Origin of the sequence: Lysobacter koreensis (assembly GCF_042677045.1) — a bacterium.
Classification (GTDB): domain Bacteria; phylum Pseudomonadota; class Gammaproteobacteria; order Xanthomonadales; family Xanthomonadaceae; genus Lysobacter_K; species Lysobacter_K koreensis.
The window spans coordinates 69,635-86,990 of the sequence record NZ_JBHTIH010000006.1; the positions used below are offsets into that span (position 1 = coordinate 69,635).

A 17,356-nucleotide genomic window follows, 5' to 3' on the forward strand; every position below is an offset into this window, starting at 1 on the left:
CGCCTGGGGTGAACGGCCAAAGCAAATCCTCCCCAGCCCTGCCTTTGCAAAGGCGGGAGCACGGCGATGTCCGCTCCCACAGCACTCCCGGCTGGTCTCCCCTCTTTGGAAAAAAGGGGCCGGGGGAGATTTGCTTGGCCGCTCGATGACGGCGGCCGCCGCGGCCAGCGGCTAAACTCCCCGGTCTCCCACGCCAGTGCCGCGCCGCATGTCCGCAATGCCCGACTCCCCCGCTCCCGCCGCCGTCCCGGCCGAGAAAAACGCCGCCGATGGCTTGCCATCGGCGAAACAGGATTTTATCCGCCAGATCGTTCGCGAGGACGTTGCCAGCGGCAAGCACGGCGCGATCAAGACCCGCTTCCCGCCCGAGCCCAACGGCTACCTGCACATCGGTCACGCCAAGGCGATCTGCCTGGACTTCGGCATCGCCCGTGAATTCGGCGGCAGCTGCAACCTGCGCCTGGACGACACCAACCCGGCCAAGGAAGACCCCGAGTACGTGGTCGCGATCCAGGACGACGTGCGCTGGCTCGGCTTCGAGTGGCACGAGCTGCGCCACGCTTCGGACTACTTCGAGGTGTTCTACCTGGCCGCCGAGAAGCTGATCCGCCAGGGCGACGCCTTCGTCTGCGACCTGAGCGCCGAGCAGGTGCGCGAGTACCGCGGCACCCTGACTTCGCCGGGCCGCAACTCGCCGTACCGCGAGCGCGGTGTCGACGAGAACCTCGACCTGTTCCGGCGCATGCGCGTCGGCGAGTTCGACGACGGTGCGCGCACGCTGCGCGCGAAGATCGACATGAGCAGCGGCAACATCAACCTGCGCGACCCGGCGCTGTACCGGATCAAGAAGGTCGAGCACCAGAACACCGGCGACGCCTGGCCGATCTACCCGATGTACGACTACGCGCACTCGCTGTCCGACGCTGTCGAGGGCATCACCCACTCGCTGTGCACGCTCGAGTTCGAGGACCACCGCCCGCTGTACGACTGGTGCGTGGACAAGGTCGACCTCGCGCACACGCCGGAGCTGCTCGCCCCGCTGCTCGCGAAAGGCCTGCCGAACGAGGCCAGCAAGCCACGCCAGATCGAGTTCTCGCGCGCCAACATCAACTACACGGTGATGAGCAAGCGCAAGCTGATGGCGATGGTGCAGTCCGGCCTGGTCGACGGCTGGGACGACCCGCGCATGCCGACCCTGCAGGGCATCCGCCGCCGCGGCTACACGCCCGCGTCGCTGCGCCTGTTCGCCGACCGCATCGGCATCAGCAAGCAGAACTCGCTGATCGATTTCTCGGTGCTCGAAGGCTGCCTGCGCGAGGACCTCGATGCCGCGGCGCCGCGGCGGATGGCGGTGATCGACCCGCTCAAGCTCACCATCACCAACCTGGCCGACGACCACGCCGAGACGCTGACGTTCGCCAACCACCCGAAGGACGAATCGTTCGGCAGCCGCCGCGTGCCGTTCTCGAACGCGTTGTGGATCGAGCGCGAGGACTTCGAGGAAGTGCCGCCGAAGGGCTTCAAGCGCCTGGTCCCGGGCGGCGAAGTGCGCCTGCGCGGCGCCGGCATCTTCCGCTGCGACGAGGTGGTCAAGGACTGCGAGCGCGTGGTCGAGATCCGCGGCACGCTCGATCCCGAATCGCGTCCCGGCATGGCCGGCGCCGACCGCAAGATCAAGGGCACGATCCACTGGGTCAGCGCGCGCGACGCGATCGCGGCCGAAATTCGCCTGTACGACCGCCTGTTCTCGGTGCCCGACCCGGACGACGACACCGACGGCAAGACCTACCAGGACCACCTCAATCCCGACTCGCGCCGCACCGTGACCGGTTATCTCGAGCCGTCCGCGGCCGACGTCGCGCCCGAACAGGCGCTGCAGTTCGAGCGGCTGGGCTATTTCGTCGCCGACCGCCGCGACCACCGCCGTGATGCGCCCGTGTTCAACCGCAGCGTGACCCTGCGCGACACTTGGGCCGCCAAGGCTTGATTTCCCTCAGAAGGAGCAGCGCCATGCGTCGTCCATTGATCCTGTCGATGTTGCTGTTGATGTTCGTCGCCGCGCTGGCCGCGTGCGCCGCGCCCACGCCGGGCAACGACGCGATCGCACCGCAGGCGGCGCCGCAACCCGCGCAGGAAGCCGCGGCCCCGACCGCTCCCGCGCGCAACGCGCCCGCACCCATCGCGTCCGAGCCAGCCCCGTCCGCGCAACAACCCCCGCGCAGCAAGCCGGCACCGCTGATGAGCGACCCGTTGCCGGCGCAGCGCGTGCCCGAGTCCGTCGCCAGGCCGGGCAAGGTCGACAGCAGCTGCAGGAGCGACGCCGACTGCACCGTGAAGGATGTCGGCAACTGCTGCGGCTATTTCCCCGCCTGCGTCAACGTCAACAGCCCGACCGATCCCAAGGGCGTGCAGGCGCAATGCGCGAAGAGCGGCATGGCCTCGGTCTGCGGCTTCCAGGAAATCAGCGGCTGCCAGTGCGTGCAGGGCCAGTGCCAGGCCGGCAGCGGCGCGGTGGCGCAGTAATGCTGTACGCCCAGGTGCACCTGACGTTACCGGCGTGGGTGCACGACTGGGTCGACACCACGCGCGCCTACCCCGGCGATGAGGCCAAGGTGGCGCTCGCCATCGGCCTGTCGCGGCAGAACATCCAGGCCCAGTCCGGCGGTCCGTTCGGCGCGGCGGTGTTCGATGCCGACGACCGCATCGTCGCGGTCGGCGTCAACCGGGTGCTGCCGCAGGCCTGCTCGCTCGCGCACGCCGAGACCATGGCCTACATGCTCGCCCAGCAACGCACCCAGCGCGCGCGGCTCAACGAGTCCGAACCCGGCGTACGCAGCGGGCCGATCACCCTGGCGACCTCGGCGCAGCCGTGCTGCCAGTGCTACGGCGCCACGATCTGGGCCGGCATCGACCGCCTGCTGATCGGCGCGCGCAGCGAGGATGTCGAAGCGCTGACGCAGTTCGACGAAGGCCCGCTGCCGGCGGACTGGCTCGGCGAACTCGAGCGCCGCGGCATCGCCGTGGTGCGCGACCTGCACCGCGACGACGCCTGCGCGGTGCTGCGCGAGTACGGCCAGAGCGGCCCGCATTACTGACGCATTGTTGTCGCCCGGGGGACTTCCTGCGGGCGTACGAGCGACGTCAGTCGCGACCCACGCTACCTTCACTCAATTGGTCGCGACTGACGTCGCTCCTGCAGAAGCCGACACCGATGACTACCCAAGCCCTGTTTTGCTGGTGCCGCGCCGGCTTCGAGCCCGAACTGGCAGCCGAACTGAGCGAGCGCGCCGCCCTCGCCGGCCACCCCGGCTACGCCCGCACCGAGCGCGGCAGCGGCTACGTCGAGTTCCATTGCGAGGACGCCGCGGCGCTGTCGCGCGCGCTGCCGTTCGCGAACCTGATCTTCGCCAGGCAAAAATTGCTGCGCCTGGCCGACCTGCCCGGGCTCGACCCGCGCGACCGGATCACCCCGATCCTTGCCGCGCTCGACGGCCTCGCCGCGACCGCGCGCGCGCCGTCGGCGTTCGGCGAGCTGTGGCTGGAGTACCCCGATTCCGACGCCGGCAAGCCGCTGGCCGGGCTCGCGCGCGCGTTCGGCAACGCGCTGCGGCCGGCGCTGCGCAAGGCCAACTGGCTGACCCGCGTCGACGACCCGACCCGGCAGCGGCTGCACGTGGTGTTCCTCGACGGCGACCACGCGGTGCTGGCCACCAGCCACCCGCGCGACAGCTCGCCGTGGCCGCTGGGCATCCCGCGCCTGCGCATGCACGCCGACGCGCCCAGCCGCTCGGCGCTCAAGCTCGAGGAGGCGCTGCTGACCCTGCTCGACGACGAGGAGCGCGGCGCGCTGGTGCGCGACAATATGCAGGCCGCCGACCTGGGCGCCGCGCCCGGCGGCTGGACCTGGGTGCTGGTGCGCAACGGCATGAAGGTGACGTCGGTCGACAACGGCCCGCTCGCGCAGAACCTGCTCGACAGCGGCCGCGTCGACCACCTGCGCGTCGACGGCTTCCAGTGGCAGCCCAAGCGCACCCTCGACTGGATGGTCTGCGACATGGTCGAGAGCCCGCGCAAGGTCGCCGACCGCATGGCGGTGTGGTTCGAGCAGAACTGGTGCCGGCAGGCGATCTTCAACCTCAAGCTGCCGATGAAGAAGCGCTGGGAAGAAACCCGCATCTGCCTGGAGGCGTTCGAGCACCAGGCCCACAGGCCGATGACGATCCGCGCGCGGCAGCTGTACCACGACCGCGAGGAGATCACCGTCTTCGCGACCGCAACGAAACGTTAACGTCGCCCATTCAGCTGCCGTTTCGCGCGTTTACACGCGGTTGACTTGCCCGGGTTTACGGTCGGCCGATCTCCCCAAACCCGCGAGGGCGCTGACCATGAAGACCAAGACCCATGTACTGACCCTGGCGCTGCTCGCCACGCTCGGCCTGACCGGCACCGCGATGGCCCAGTCGCAGTCCGAAACCGAAGCCGCCGCGAAGGCCGCGGTGGAGGCCGAAGCCGCCACCAACGCCGCGAAGAATGCGCGCGAAGACGCAGCCGCCGCGCAAGCCGCGGCTGAAACCGCCGCGGACACCCGCGATGCCGGCGCCGCGACTGCCACCGGCGCCGCCACCGCCGCCGTGACCGCGCACTCGGCCACGCAGTCGTCGATCGCCGCGGAGGCCGCGTCGAACGAGGCAGTGCAGGCCGCGCACGCCGCCCAGGGCGCGCAGGCCGCCGCCGAGGACGGTGCCAACCCGGTCGCCGCCGCGGTCGAGGCCCGCCAGGCCGCCGACGCCGCGCTCGACGCGAGCGCCGCCGCCAGCGACGCCACCGCCCGCGCCCAGAACGCCGCCGAGGCGACGGCCGAGGCCACCACCATGGCGCCGGAGCCGGCGACCCCGGCCATGGCCCCGACCGCGCCGATGCCGGCCGCGACCGCGCAGGCCGACGTCAAGGTCACCTCGAGCGCGCCGGACTCGATCGTCGGCGAGTACAAGATCGACTTCGCCGCACTCGACAAGAACGGCGACGGCAACCTGACCCGCGCCGAGGTCAAGTCGAACGCGACCCTGACCGGCGAGTTCCGTGCGGTCGACAACGACGGCAACGGCAAGCTCAGCCAGACCGAGCTCAAGGGCTGGATGTAAGCGCTGGCGGGTGACGGAACGGAAGCAGTCGTCAGTCGGCTGCTGAAGCAACCTCATCCAATGTGACCCGACGCCCCGCCTCGTGCGGGGCGTTTTGTTGCCCGACGTAGGACCGAGGCCGCTTCGCATCGCGCAGCCCAATCGACCGAAGCCGCCAGCAAGCTCGGCGCTACGACCACTGCGAGCTACGAAGTGGGACTGGTCGTTGTAGTGCCGAGCCTCCTCGGCACCACCCGTATCCAATCTGCGTCGGCTGGGCGCGGCGGCAGTACCGGCCCGGAACGGCGTGCCGAGCAGGCTCGGCACTACAGAGGCATGCAAACAATCGTCGCCCGGAACGCGGTGTCAAAGCCCCGCAGCGCGGCGCCACAACGCATGGGTGAGCGGCGACAGCTTGCCGGCCAGCCCGAGCAACGGCCCGCGCAGCACGGTCGCGGCCAGCGCATCGTTGGAGAACAGGCGGTTGAGCCCGTCGAACGCGTGCGCGGCCAATGCGTTCTCGCTGCGCCGGCTGCGTGCCCAGCGCGCCAGCCGCTGCGGCGCGGCGATGTCGCCGCCGCGCTCGTCTGCACGCGCCGACCGCAACGCCGCACGCAAGGCGGCGACGTCGCGCAGCCCCAGGTTGACGCCCTGCCCGGCCAGCGGATGCACGACGTGCGCGGCATCGCCGACCACCGCCACCCGTCCGGCGACATGGCGGCGCGCGAGTAGCCGCTGCAACGGAAACGCCGCGCGCCGCGACACCCACTGCACCGCGCCGAGCGTGCCGGCGAACGCCGATTCCAGTTCGCCGCGGAACGCCGCCTCGTCGCTGGCCAGCAGCCGTGTCGCCTCGACCTCGGGCAACGTCCAGACGATCGAGCTGCAGTGCCCGCGTGCGTCGCCCGGCACCGCATCGGCAAACGGCAGGAACGCCAGCGGCCCGGTCGGCAGGAAACGCTGCCAGCAGGTCGCCTGGTGCGGTTGCGCGCTCTGCACGAACGCGACCAGGCCGCGTTGGTGGTAGTCGTGCGCGGCGGTATCGATGCCCGCCAGCGCGCGCAGCTTCGAGCCGGCACCGTCGGCGGCCACCACCAGCCGCGCACGCAGCCGCCGCTGCGGACCGTCGTCGGTGTTGCCGGTGTCGCTGAGCAGCAACGTCGCTGCATCCTGGTCCTGTTCCAGACCCACCACCTGCGCGGGGCAATGCAGCTGCACGCCTGCGCCCGGCAGCGCCGCCCACAGCCGGTCGACCAGCAACGCGTGCTCGACGATCCAGCCCAGCTCGCGGCGCGCGAACGCGTCGGCGTCGAACACCAGCTCGCCACCGCCGGCCGCGTCCCACACCCGCATCGCGCGGTACGGCTGCGCGCGCGCCTCGCACACGCCGCGCCATACGCCCAGGTCGTCGAGCAAGGCGGCGTTGTCGGGCGCGAACGCGTACACGCGCAGGTCGATGTCGGCGCTGTCGGGCGGCGCGGCGTGCCAGCGCGGCGGTTCGCGCGCCTCGACCAGCGCCACCTGCAGCCCGTCGCGCGCGAACGCCAGCGCCGCGGCCGCACCGACCACGCCGGCGCCGACCACGACCACGTCGAGCAGCTCGCGGCGGCTCACGCGCGGCCTCCGTCGGGCGGCGCGCGGCACAACGCCGGCACGTCGCCGCGATATCCCATCGCGCCGCCCACCAGCATGGCCTGCGCCGACGGCAGCCGGTCGAACGCGAACAGGCCCAGGATGCGCAGCGGGCGCAGCAGCGACGACGGGTTCGACGCCAACCGGGCAAGGCCGTCGGAAAACGCCACCGTGCGCGCGCGGTCGTCGCGGCGGCGTTGCTCGTACGCGGACAGCAGGGCGGGCGCGCCGCAATCGCTACCGGCATCGCGGTCGTGCGCCGCCTCGATCAGTTCGGCCAGCGTCAACGCATCGCGCAGGCCCAGGTTGAAGCCCTGGGCGCCGAGCGGATGGATCGTTTGCGCGGCATTGCCGACCAGCACCGCGCGCGCCGCGGTGGTGCGCTGGGCGAGCAGCCGGAACGCCGGGTAGGCGCTGCGCGCGCCACACGCCAGGAAGCGCCCGACCCGCCAGCCGAACGCGTGCTGCGCCCGCGCCAGGAACCCCGCTTCGTCGAGCGCGGCCACCGCCTCGGCGTCGCCGCTGGCCACGCCATGGATCAGGCCGTAGTGGCGATCGCCGCGCGGCAGCAACGCGGTCGGGCCGCCGTCGCCGAGGCGCTCGTAGGCGCCACCGTCGGGGGAGCGCTGCGCGCGTAGGCGGGTCACGAACAGGGTCTGCGCGTAGTCGTGCTCGTCGGCCGCGATTCCCAGCGCGGCACGCACCGCGCTGCGGCTGCCATCGGCGCCGACCAGCAGGCGCGCGCACAGCACGCGCTCCGGGGCGCCATCGACAGCCCCATCGACGATGCGCACGCCGCGGTGCCCGGCGTCGGCCGGCTCGACGCCGACGAACCGCGCCGGCCGGTAGCGGGTCAGGCCGGGCAACTCCGCCAGCCGCGCCTCCAGCGCCTCGCCGAAATCCCGCGCAACCACCACCTTCCCGAATTCGCGACGCCCGTGGGCGGAAGCCTCCAGCGCGACCCGGCCGAAATCGCCACGCCGGCTGACATGGATCCGCTCGATCGCCCCGGTCGGCGCGCGCAGTTTCTGCAGCACGCCGAGCGCGGTCAGCGCATTGACCGTGGCCTCGGCGAAACTGAGGTTGCGCTCGTCGAACACCGCCGGCAGGGCGCCGGCGGGCGTGGCCTCGAGCAGTGCCACGTCAATGCCGGCGCGTTCCAGCGCAATCGCGAGGCTGGCGCCGACCAGGCCGCCGCCGACGATCAGCACATCGTGCAGGCGGGGCTGTGCAGGCGCATCCAAGGACGCGGAAGCGGCATATGCAAGGGGGGTTTCAGCCATTGCGTTATGCTACCGGCTCCCGTCTACACGCACCGTGCATCCGATGAATCGTCCAACTTCCGCGTCGTCCGCCTCCCGTTCGCCGGTGTCGGGTTCGCCTGCTTCGACCACCTCATTCGCCGCCGGGCCGCTGGTGCTGGTCGCGCTGATCGTGATCGCCGCGCTGACCCGCGTGCTGCCGCACCCGCCGAACTTCTCGCCGGTCGAGGCGATCGCGCTGTTCGGCGGCGCCTACTTCGCCTCGAAGCGCTGGGCGGTGCTGGTACCGCTGGTGGGGTTGTTGATTTCCGACCTGGTGCTCGCGCGCCTCAACGGCGGCCTCTACGCGAGCTGGTTCGGCAGCGCCGGCATCTGGCTGGTCTACCTGTGCATCGCGTTGACCAGCGTGCTGGGCTTCGGCCTGCGCGGCAAGGTCAGCGGCGCACGCGTGCTGGGCTACTCGCTGCTCGGCTCGGTGCTGTTCTTCGTGGTCACCAACTTCGGCGCCTGGCTCAGCGACCCGATGTACCCGAAGACCCTGGCCGGGCTGCTCGCGGCGTACGCGGCCGGCGTGCCGTTCTTCCAGTGGACCGTGTTGGGCACGCTGTTCTACGCCGCGATTCTGTTCGGCGGCTTCGCACTGCTGCGCCACCGCTTGCCGGTGCTGCGCGCGCAGACGGTCTGATCGCCGAGCGCGGCCGCGGTCGTGGGTAACCGCCTCTCCAAGATCTACACCAAGACCGGCGACGACGGCACGACGGGGCTGGGCGATGGCAACCGCGTCGCCAAGGACTCGGCCCGGGTCAACGCCTACGGCACCGTCGACGAGGCCAACTCGACGATCGGCCTGGTGCTGGCCTGCGAATTGCCGGTCAACGTGCAGGCGCTGCTGACCGCGGTCCAGCACCAGCTGTTCGACCTCGGTGGCGAACTGTGCATTCCCGGCCACGCGGCGATCTTCGATGCCGACATCGCGGCGCTCGAGCAACACCTCGACGCGTTCAACGACGCGCTGCCACCGCTGAAGGACTTCATCCTGCCCGGCGGTGGCGACGCGGCGGCGCGCTGCCATGTCGCGCGCACGGTGGTGCGTCGCGCCGAGCGCGAGACGGTCAGCCTGGCGCGCGTGGAGGCCATACGCCCCGAGGCGATCCGCTACCTCAACCGCCTCTCCGACCTGCTGTTCGTGCTCGCCCGGGTGCTGGCCCGCGCCAGCGGCCACGGCGAAGTGCTGTGGAACCACGACCGCCGCAACGCCTGACGTGCGCATCTACAGCCACCCCGCCTGCCTCGGCCACGAGCCCGGCGCCACCCATGCCGAGCGGCCACAGCGCTTGCAGGCGGTGACCCAGGCCCTGCAGGCGGCGTTCCCCGGACTGCCATGGCTGGAGGCCCCCCGCGCGAGCCGCGGCCAACTGCTGCGCGTGCACGACGACGCGCTGCTGGCGCTGGTGCTCGACACCGCGGTCGACGGACCGATGCCGCTGGATCCCGACACCGTGCTCGGCCCCGGCTCGGCCGAGGCGGCGTTGCGCGCCGCCGGCGCCGGCGTGGCCGCGGTCGACGACGTCCTTGCCGGCCGCGCGCGGCGGGTGTTCTGCGCGGTGCGACCGCCCGGCCACCACGCCACCGGCTCGGTCGCGATGGGCTTCTGCCTGTTCAACTCGATCGCGGTCGCCGCCGCGCACGCCTGCGACCGGCACGGCCTGGCGCGGGTGGCGGTGATCGATTTCGACGTGCACCACGGCAACGGCACCCAGGCGATCTTCGAGACCGACCCGCGGGTGATGTACCTCAGCTCGCACCAGCTGCCGCTGTACCCCGACAGCGGGTTCCGCGACGAGCGCGGGGTCGGCAACATCGTCAACGCGCCGCTGCCCCCGGGCACCGGCAGCGACGGCTTCCGCGACGCCTGGCGCCAGCAACTGCTGCCGGCGCTGGACGGCTTCCGGCCGCAACTGCTGTTGGTCTCGGCCGGTTTCGACGCGCACCGGCTCGACCCGCTCGCCCAGCTCGAACTCGAAGCCGATGACTACCGCTGGCTCACCGTCGAGCTGCTCGCGATCGCCCACCGCCACGCCCAGGGGCGGATCGTGTCGATGCTCGAGGGCGGCTACGACCTCGATGCGCTGCGCGAGTGTGCGGTGGCCCACGTCGGCGCGTTGCTCGCGCAGACCGCCGGCCACGCGCCCTAGCTAGATGAATGCCTCGGCGGCGCGCGCGTTGCCGGCATCGGAGGGATGCGGCAAGCTAGCGGCCCGATGTTAAGACGACATCCCCGTCCACGGATGCCCGCGTGCGCAAACCTTTCCGCCTGCTGCCGCTGTCGTTGTGCATAGCGTTCGCGCTGCCCGCGGTGGCCGCGGAAGATTCCCAGAACTGGGACCTGTGCCCGATCGGTGATGCGATCCCCGCATTCGGCGATGCCCCTGCGCCCACCGGCACCGCCGAGCAGCGCATCGAACAGCCCACCGACATCGAAGGCGACCAGCTCGAGGGCCAGGAAGCCAGCGACACCCTGGTGCAGGGCAACGTCCAGCTCAGGCGCGGCGATCAGTTCCTCGGCACCGACAAGCTGACCTACAACAGCGAGACCGGCCAGTACGTCGCCGAGGGCAGCGTGCGTTACCAGGACTCGGGCATGCGCATCGTCGCCCAGCGCGCCGAGGGCAACCAGGAGCAGGACAGCCACCGCATCTCCGACCTGCAGTACCAGCTCACCGAGCGCCGCGGCAACGGCGGCGCCGATCGCATCGAGCTGCACGGCGAACAGGGCGCGCTGATCGGCTCGACCTACTCGACGTGCGATCCATCGCAGCGCGCGTGGGAGCTGCGCGCCAAGCGCATCGACATCGACACCGAGGAAGGCATGGGCGTGGCGCGCAACGCTACCCTGCGGATCGGCAAGGTGCCGGTGCTGTACGTGCCGTGGTTCATGTTCCCGATCGACGACCGCCGCCGCACCGGCCTGCTGTACCCGGCGATCTCGCTGTCGGGGCGCAACGGCTTCGACTGGAAGCAGCCGATCTACCTCAACCTGGCGCCCAACTACGACGCCACCATCACCCCGCGCATCATGAGCAAGCGCGGCGCGCTGCTCGGCGGCGAGTTCCGCTGGCTGTACGAGCAGGGCCAGGGCCAGGTCTCCGGCACCTGGATGCCGACCGACAAGCTGCCCGAGGACGAGTCGTTCCGTTACCTCAACAACCCGGTCACCAACCAGCCCATCGTCCCCACCCCAAGCCTGCCCACCGACAACCGCGGCCAGGTCACGCTCAGCGCGCTGCACAACTTCGGCCCGCAGTGGCACGCCCGCGCCAACCTGGGCTGGATCAGCGATACCCATTACCTCGAGGACTTCAGCAACAGCCTGTTCGGCCAGTCCTCGTACAACCTGCGCAGCGAAATGGGCCTGTTCGGCCGCGGCCGTTACTGGGATGCCGGGTTGATGGCCGACAAATACCAGCTCACCGACTACACGCTGACCGAGCGCAACCTGCCGTTCGACCGCTTGCCGCGGCTGTATGCACGTTGGGCGCAGCCGATCGTCGGCAACTGGCTGGAAGCCGGCATCGACGCCGAAGCGGTGCGCTTCGACCACGAGGTGTTCGATGGCGGCAGCCGCCTCGACCTCAAGCCCTACGTCAGCATGCCGCTGGAAGGCGGCGCCTGGTTCGTGCGGCCAAAGCTGGCGTGGCGCTACACCGGTTACCAGCTCGACCGCGGCCTGGCGGATTCGGTCGCGCGGGATCGCGCGCGGGATGCGTTCGGCCTGCCCCCCGACGTAGATCCGAGCCCGGCGCAGCTCGCGCAGTTCCGCGACACCGCCCCGACCCGCAGCCTGCCGATCACCTCGGTCGACGCCGGCCTGTACTTCGACCGCGACACCAGCGTGCGCGGCGAGCGCTACCTGCACACCCTTGAGCCGCGGCTGTACTACCTGCGCGCGCCGTACCGCGATCAGGGCGGCCTGCCGTTGTTCGACACCGCACCGATGACCTTCAGCTGGGGCCAGCTGTTCCGCGACAATCGCTTCACCGGCGCCGACCGCCAGACCGACGCCAACCAGCTCACGCTCGCGCTGACCACCCGCCTGATCAGCGAGGACGACGGCCGCGAACGGCTGTCGGCCAGCTTCGGCCAGATCCGCTACTTCGACGACAGCCGCGTCAACCTGTCGGTCGCCGACGACGTCGCGGTCGAGCGCGGCAAGTCGGCCTGGGTGGCCGACATGACCGTCGCCCCCAGCGACCGCTGGACCATCAACGCCGCCTACCAGTGGGACCCGAAGTTCCGCCGCGAGGACCTGGCCAGCCTGCGCGCGCGCTACCTGATCGGCGACGCCGGCATCGTCAACCTGGGCTATCGCTACCGCCGCGACCTGCTCGAACAGGCCGACTTCTCGTTCCTGTACCCGATCAGCGCCAACTGGAGCGTGGTCGGCCGTTACTACTACTCGATCCTGGACCGCAAGGAACTGGAGACCATCGCCGGCCTGCAGTGGGAAAGCTGCTGCCTGGCGGTGCGCGTGGTCAGCCGTCGCTACCTGCGCAACCGCACCGGTGACCTCAACGACTCGCTGCAGGTCGAGTTCGAGCTCAAGGGCCTGGGCTCGGCCGGGCAGAACACGGAGCGCGTTTTGCGCCGTGCTATCCTCGGTTACGACCGCGACGACCTCTACCTGGTGCCGCCATCCTCGGTACAACGCACCAACAACGTCGGCGATCAGGCCGACAACGTCCCCGACCCGATCCTATGAAGACTCCTCTCACGATGAAGACGCTATTCGCGTGCCTGCTGGCCGTGTCCGCCCTGGCCAGCCCGGCGATGCAGCCCGCGCAGGCCCAGGCACTGCAGCCGATCGACCGCATCGCCGCGGTGGTCGACGAGGACGTGATCCTGCGCAGCGAGCTCGACCGCGCCGTGGCCAACATCACCGCCCAGTACGCCGGCCGCGAGAACCAGTTGCCGCCGCGTGACGTGCTCGAGAGGCAGGTGCTCGAGCGGTTGGTGCTGGTCAAGCTGCAGGTGGCGCGCGCCCAGGGCACCGGCGTGCGCGTGACCGACCAGGAAGTCGACCAGGCCATCGCCGGCATCGCCGCGCAGAACAAGGTCAGCGTCGAGCAGCTGCGTGAGCAGCTCGCGCGCGACGGCGGTTCCTACGCCGAGTTCCGCGTCTCGATCCGCGACGAGCTGCTGACCCAGCGCCTGCGCCAGCGCTTCGCGCAGGGCCGGATCTCGGTCAGTGAGGCGGAGATCGACGCTGCCCTGGCCGCGCAGCAGAGCGCCGGCGCGCAGTTCCACCTCGCCCACATCCTGGTCGCGCTGCCCGAGGGCGCCACCCCCGAGCAGATCGCCACCGCGCAGAAGAAGATCGACGGCGTGAAGGGCCTGCTCGACAGGGGCGAGCTCGACTTCGCGGCCGCCGCGGTGCGCTACTCCGACAGTCCCAACGCGCTGGAAGGCGGCGACCTGGGCTGGCGCAGCCAAGACGAGATCCCGCGCGCGTTCGCCGAGCTGATCGTCAACATGCAGGCCGGCCAGGTCAGTGCGCCGATCCGCGGCCCCAGCGGCTTCCAGTTGCTCAAGCTGGTCGAGACCCGCGACGCGGCTGCCGCAGGCGAGGCGCGCATGGTCACCGAGCTGCAGGCGCGCCACATCCTGATCCGCGTCAACGAGACCGCCACCGACGCGCAGGCCAAGGCCAAGGCCGACACGCTGGCCGCGCGCATCGCCGGCGGCGCCGACTTCGCCCAGATCGCGCGCGAGGAATCGCAGGACCCGACCACGCAGGGCAAGGGCGGCGACCTGGGGTGGTTCACCCAGGACGCGTACGGCCCGGACTTCGGCGGCCAGGTCGCGGGCCTGCAGGACAACCAGGTCTCGGCGCCGTTCCGCACCGACGCCGGCTGGCACATCGTGCAGCGTCTTGGCAGCCGCCAGACCAACGCCACCGACCAGACCCGCCGCGCCCAGATCGGCGAGACGATCGGCCGGCGCAAGCTTGAGGACGACTGGAGCCGCTTCCTGCGCGAGCTGCGCGGCGAAGCCTACGTCGACCTGCGGGTCGGCAAGGCCGCCACCGACGCCGCCACCCCGGCGACCCCGCCGGCCACCACCCCGGCACCGGGCAACGGCGGCTGAGATGGCCCCGCTCAGGCTCGCGCTGGTCCCGGGTGAACCGGCCGGCGTGGGCCCGGAGCTGTGCGTGCGGCTCGCCCAGCAGCCGCGCGATTACACCCTGACCGTATTCGCCGACGCGCGCAGCCTGCAGGCTGCCGCCGAGGCCCTGCAGCTGCCGTTGCGGCTGCGCGACGGCGACCACGCCACGACCACGCCCGGCGAGTTGGCCCTGGTCGAAATCCGCAATCCCCACCTGCCCGCCTTCGGCACCCCCGACCCGGCCAACGCCGGCGCCGTGATCGGCGCGCTGCACGAAGCCGCCGCCGGCTGCCTGCGCGGCGACTTCGACGGCCTGGTCACCGGCCCGGTGCACAAGGCCGCGATCAACGCCGGCGGCATCGCCTATACCGGCACCACCGAGCTGCTCGCGCAGCAGGCCGGCTGCGAGGTGGTGATGATGCTCGCCAACGACGTGCTGCGCGTCGCGCTGGCGACCACCCACCTGCCTTTGCGAGCGGTTGCCGATGCGATTGGTGCCGAATCGCTCACCCGCGTGCTGCGCACCACCCACGCCGCGTTGCGCGGCGATTTCGGCATCGAGAATCCAGTGATTGCGGTGCTCGGGCTCAACCCGCACGCGGGCGAGGCCGGGCACCTGGGCATGGAGGAGATCGAGGTCATCGAACCGGTGCTGGCCACGCTGCGCGGCGAAGGCATGCAACTGGCCGGACCGTTGCCGGCCGATACCGCGTTCCTGCCGGCTAAGCTGCGCGGCTTCGACGCGGTGCTGGCGATGTACCACGACCAGGGCCTGCCGGTGCTGAAGTTCAGCGGCTTCGAACGCGCGGTCAACCTGACCCTCGGCCTGCCCTACCCGCGCGTCGCGGTCGACCACGGCACCGCGCTCGACCTGGCCGGCCGCGGCATCGCCGATCCGTCGAGCCTGTTCGCCGCGGCCGATACCTGCGCGCGCATCGCCCGGCTACGCCGCACAATGCGCGCATGAGCACCCGACACTCCGCGTTTAGCGAACCGCCGAAGAAGAGCCTCGGCCAGCACTTCCTGCACGACCGCGGGATCATCGACAACATCGTGCGCGCGGTGAACCCGCAGCCCGGCGACCGGCTGGTCGAGATCGGCCCGGGCCAGGGCGCGATCACGTTCCCGCTGCTCGACAAGCACGGCGAGCTGACCGTGATCGAGTTCGACCGCGACCTGATCTTCCCGTTGACCCAGGCCGCGCATGCGCACGGCACGCTCGAGGTGATCCACCGCGACGTGCTGCAGGTCGACTTCAGCACGCTGGCCGCCAATGCCGGCCCCCGCGCGCGCCTGCGGCTGGTCGGCAACCTGCCCTACAACCTGTCCACGCCGATCCTGTTCCACGCGCTCGACCACGCCGCCGCGATCAGCGACATGGTGTTCATGCTGCAGAAGGAAGTCGTCGACCGCATGGGCGCCGACCCGGGCAGCAAGGTCTACGGCCGGCTCAGCGTGATGCTGCAGGCGTACTGCTCGGTCACGCCGTTGTTCGACGTGCCACCGGGTGCGTTCCGGCCGCCGCCGAAGGTCGATTCGGCGGTGGTGCGGCTGGTGCCGCACGCACCCGAGGCGATCGGGATCGATGACCCCGAGAAATTCGCCCAGGTCGTGCGCGATGCGTTCGGCCAGCGCCGCAAGACCCTACGCAACGCCTTGTCGAAGGTCTGCGATTCGGCCGCGATCGAAGCCGCCGGCGTGCGCCCGGACGCGCGCGCCGAGCAGTTGCCGGTCGCCGATTTCGTGCGCCTGGCCAACAGCCTGCGCGACTGAGGCCGGCGCGTTCGCGCCCGGCGACGCGCGCACTCGCATGACCGTCGAGAGCCCACGCTCACGGCGCATTGCTTACACTGTCGCGCATGGAACACCGCAACGACTACAACTTCGAGATCGACGTCGCCACGCGCTACCTCGACGACCAGTCCGAACCCGAGCAGGACCGCTATGTGTTCGCGTACACGATCCACATCCGCAACGGCGGCCGCGTGCCCGCGCGCCTGCTCGCGCGCCACTGGGTGATCACCGACGCCAACGGCAAGGTGCAGGAGGTCGAGGGCGAAGGCGTGGTCGGGCAGCAGCCGTGGCTGCGCCCGGGCGAGGACTTCCAGTACACCTCCGGCGCAGTGCTGGAAACCAGCCTGGGCACCATGTGCGGCAGCTACGCGGTGCTGGCCGACGACGGCACCCGCTTCGACGCGCCGATCCCGGCCTTCACGCTCACCGTGCCGCGCACGCTGCACTGAGGGCACGCGCATGACGGTCTGGGCCATCGGCGACCTGCAGGGCTGCTACGACGCTACCCAGCGGCTGCTCGAGCGCATCGCGTTCGATCCGGCGCGCGACACGCTGTGGTTCTGCGGCGACCTGGTCAACCGCGGCGGCCAGTCGCTGGAGACCTTGCGGCTGGTGCATTCGCTGCGCGACAACTCGGTCGTGGTTCTGGGCAACCATGACCTGTCGCTGCTGGCGATCGGCGAGCGTCGCGAGGAGGAGCAGCGCAAGGTCAATCCCGACCTGCAACGCGTGGTGCTGGCACCCGACCGCGACGAACTGCTGGGCTGGTTGCGCATGCAGAAGCTGGTGCACGCCGACCGCGAACTGGGCTGGATGATGGTGCACGCCGGGCTCGCGCCGAAGTGGACCACGCAGCTGGCCGAACGCTACGCGCGCGAGGTCGAGAAGAGCCTGCACGGCGACCAGTACCGGCGTCTTTTCAAGAACATGTACGGCGATCGCCCGGCGTGGAACCCGCAACTGGCCGGCGCCGACCGCCACCGCGCGATCATCAACGTCTTCACCCGGCTGCGCTATTGCTCGCCGCGCGGCCGCATCGCGTTCGAGGACAAGGGTAGCCCCGGCACCCAGCCGGCCGGCCTGTACCCGTGGTACGCGGTGCCCGGGCGGGTCGAGCGCGACCTCAAGATCGTCTGCGGCCACTGGTCGACGCTGGGGCTGTTCATCGGCCACGGCGTGCACGCGATCGACACCGGTGCGGTGTGGGGCGGCAAGCTCACCGCGCTGCAGCTGGACACCGACGAGCTGCGCGTCGTGCAGGTGCCGGGGCGCGACGTGCCGCCCGGCTCGCGGCCGCTTCCGAAGCCGCGCCCGTCGCAGCGTCGCCAGCCCGATTCGCGCGGCGCGCCGGCGGCGAAGTAGTCGCTGTGCCAGAAGGACCTGCTT

Annotated in this window: 16 protein-coding genes; 14 read left to right on the forward strand and 2 right to left on the reverse strand. The window is 71.0% G+C overall.

Translation table 11 applies throughout. The features are described 5' to 3' along the window. Positions 1-217 precede the first annotated feature (217 nt). From ACFQZQ_RS11740 to ACFQZQ_RS11760, 5 genes are all read left to right on the forward strand, one after another. A complete protein-coding gene (locus ACFQZQ_RS11740) occupies positions 218-1,987 on the forward strand; it encodes a glutamine--tRNA ligase/YqeY domain fusion protein (RefSeq protein WP_386812984.1) in 1,770 nt (589 codons plus the stop codon). Positions 1,988-2,238: 251 nt separating this feature from the next. Next, positions 2,239-2,523 carry a hypothetical protein gene (locus tag ACFQZQ_RS11745; RefSeq protein WP_386813051.1) on the forward strand — a complete coding sequence of 95 codons (285 nt, stop codon included), beginning with the start codon at positions 2,239-2,241 and terminating at the stop codon, positions 2,521-2,523. Continuing rightward, positions 2,523-3,095 carry a nucleoside deaminase gene (locus ACFQZQ_RS11750; protein WP_386812986.1) on the forward strand — a complete coding sequence of 191 codons (573 nt, stop codon included), beginning with the start codon at positions 2,523-2,525 and terminating at the stop codon, positions 3,093-3,095. The genes ACFQZQ_RS11745 and ACFQZQ_RS11750 overlap by 1 nt, the downstream gene beginning before the upstream one ends. 116 nt (positions 3,096-3,211) lie before the next feature. Continuing rightward, the gene (gene rlmM, locus ACFQZQ_RS11755) at positions 3,212-4,288 is read left to right on the forward strand and encodes a 23S rRNA (cytidine(2498)-2'-O)-methyltransferase RlmM (protein WP_386812987.1); all 1,077 of its coding nucleotides are present in this window, start codon (positions 3,212-3,214) and stop codon (positions 4,286-4,288) included. A 97-nt stretch (positions 4,289-4,385) separates the two neighbouring features. Continuing rightward, positions 4,386-5,141 (forward strand): EF-hand domain-containing protein, encoded by a 756-nt coding sequence (locus ACFQZQ_RS11760; RefSeq protein WP_386812988.1) that lies wholly within the window; start codon positions 4,386-4,388, stop codon positions 5,139-5,141. Positions 5,142-5,486: 345 nt separating this feature from the next. On the opposite strand, the gene ACFQZQ_RS11765 is transcribed toward ACFQZQ_RS11760, so the two are convergent. Both ACFQZQ_RS11765 and ubiH read right to left on the reverse strand, forming a co-directional pair. Further along, positions 5,487-6,734, reverse strand: a complete 1,248-nt coding sequence (locus tag ACFQZQ_RS11765; protein ID WP_386812989.1) for an FAD-dependent oxidoreductase — start codon at positions 6,732-6,734, stop codon at positions 5,487-5,489. Further along, entirely contained in the window at positions 6,731-8,035 is a 1,305-nt protein-coding gene (ubiH, locus tag ACFQZQ_RS11770) for a 2-octaprenyl-6-methoxyphenyl hydroxylase (RefSeq protein ID WP_386812990.1), read from the reverse strand. Before ubiH ends, ACFQZQ_RS11765 begins: the two co-directional genes overlap by 4 nt. A gap of 43 nt (positions 8,036-8,078) precedes the next feature. Here ubiH and ACFQZQ_RS11775 point away from each other — a divergent pair, with 43 nt between their 5' ends. From ACFQZQ_RS11775 to ACFQZQ_RS11815, 9 genes are all read left to right on the forward strand, one after another. After that, on the forward strand, positions 8,079-8,699 hold the full coding sequence (locus ACFQZQ_RS11775) for a DUF6580 family putative transport protein (RefSeq protein WP_386812991.1): 621 nt from the start codon (positions 8,079-8,081) through the stop codon (positions 8,697-8,699). Between the two features lie 21 nt (positions 8,700-8,720). Further along, the gene (locus ACFQZQ_RS11780) at positions 8,721-9,275 is read left to right on the forward strand and encodes a cob(I)yrinic acid a,c-diamide adenosyltransferase (RefSeq protein WP_386812992.1); all 555 of its coding nucleotides are present in this window, start codon (positions 8,721-8,723) and stop codon (positions 9,273-9,275) included. 1 nt (position 9,276) lies between these two features. Further along, positions 9,277-10,209: a histone deacetylase family protein gene (locus tag ACFQZQ_RS11785; RefSeq protein ID WP_386812993.1), complete on the forward strand. Its 933-nt coding sequence runs from the start codon at positions 9,277-9,279 to the stop codon at positions 10,207-10,209. A gap of 101 nt (positions 10,210-10,310) precedes the next feature. Continuing rightward, on the forward strand, positions 10,311-12,773 hold the full coding sequence (gene lptD / locus ACFQZQ_RS11790) for an LPS assembly protein LptD (protein WP_386812994.1): 2,463 nt from the start codon (positions 10,311-10,313) through the stop codon (positions 12,771-12,773). Positions 12,774-12,787: 14 nt separating this feature from the next. Next, positions 12,788-14,158, forward strand: a complete 1,371-nt coding sequence (locus ACFQZQ_RS11795) for a peptidylprolyl isomerase (RefSeq protein ID WP_386812995.1) — start codon at positions 12,788-12,790, stop codon at positions 14,156-14,158. A 1-nt stretch (position 14,159) separates the two neighbouring features. Continuing rightward, on the forward strand, positions 14,160-15,143 hold the full coding sequence (gene pdxA, locus ACFQZQ_RS11800) for a 4-hydroxythreonine-4-phosphate dehydrogenase PdxA (protein ID WP_386812996.1): 984 nt from the start codon (positions 14,160-14,162) through the stop codon (positions 15,141-15,143). Further along, entirely contained in the window at positions 15,140-15,949 is an 810-nt protein-coding gene (gene rsmA, locus ACFQZQ_RS11805) for a 16S rRNA (adenine(1518)-N(6)/adenine(1519)-N(6))-dimethyltransferase RsmA (RefSeq protein ID WP_386812997.1), read from the forward strand. Before pdxA ends, rsmA begins: the two co-directional genes overlap by 4 nt. 86 nt (positions 15,950-16,035) lie before the next feature. Next, positions 16,036-16,419 carry a Co2+/Mg2+ efflux protein ApaG gene (gene apaG, locus ACFQZQ_RS11810; protein WP_386812998.1) on the forward strand — a complete coding sequence of 128 codons (384 nt, stop codon included), beginning with the start codon at positions 16,036-16,038 and terminating at the stop codon, positions 16,417-16,419. A 10-nt stretch (positions 16,420-16,429) separates the two neighbouring features. Beyond that, on the forward strand, positions 16,430-17,332 hold the full coding sequence (locus ACFQZQ_RS11815) for a symmetrical bis(5'-nucleosyl)-tetraphosphatase (protein ID WP_386812999.1): 903 nt from the start codon (positions 16,430-16,432) through the stop codon (positions 17,330-17,332). Positions 17,333-17,356 lie beyond the last annotated feature (24 nt).

Bases quoted from the DNA above. Each gene is read 5' to 3' on its own strand.
- ACFQZQ_RS11750 (WP_386812986.1), top strand. From the start codon at position 2,523: ATGCTGTACGCCCAGGTGCACCTGACGTTACCGGCGTGGGTGCACGAC.
- ACFQZQ_RS11775 (WP_386812991.1), top strand. From the start codon at position 8,079: ATGAATCGTCCAACTTCCGCGTCGTCCGCCTCCCGTTCGCCGGTGTCG.
- rsmA (WP_386812997.1), top strand. From the start codon at position 15,140: ATGAGCACCCGACACTCCGCGTTTAGCGAACCGCCGAAGAAGAGCCTC.
- ubiH (WP_386812990.1), bottom strand. From the start codon at position 8,035: ATGGCTGAAACCCCCCTTGCATATGCCGCTTCCGCGTCCTTGGATGCG.
- rlmM (WP_386812987.1), top strand. From the start codon at position 3,212: ATGACTACCCAAGCCCTGTTTTGCTGGTGCCGCGCCGGCTTCGAGCCC.
- pdxA (WP_386812996.1), top strand. From the start codon at position 14,160: ATGGCCCCGCTCAGGCTCGCGCTGGTCCCGGGTGAACCGGCCGGCGTG.
- apaG (WP_386812998.1), top strand. From the start codon at position 16,036: ATGGAACACCGCAACGACTACAACTTCGAGATCGACGTCGCCACGCGC.
- ACFQZQ_RS11740 (WP_386812984.1), top strand. From the start codon at position 218: ATGCCCGACTCCCCCGCTCCCGCCGCCGTCCCGGCCGAGAAAAACGCC.
- ACFQZQ_RS11815 (WP_386812999.1), top strand. From the start codon at position 16,430: ATGACGGTCTGGGCCATCGGCGACCTGCAGGGCTGCTACGACGCTACC.
- ACFQZQ_RS11745 (WP_386813051.1), top strand. From the start codon at position 2,239: ATGAGCGACCCGTTGCCGGCGCAGCGCGTGCCCGAGTCCGTCGCCAGG.
- ACFQZQ_RS11795 (WP_386812995.1), top strand. From the start codon at position 12,788: ATGAAGACGCTATTCGCGTGCCTGCTGGCCGTGTCCGCCCTGGCCAGC.
- ACFQZQ_RS11760 (WP_386812988.1), top strand. From the start codon at position 4,386: ATGAAGACCAAGACCCATGTACTGACCCTGGCGCTGCTCGCCACGCTC.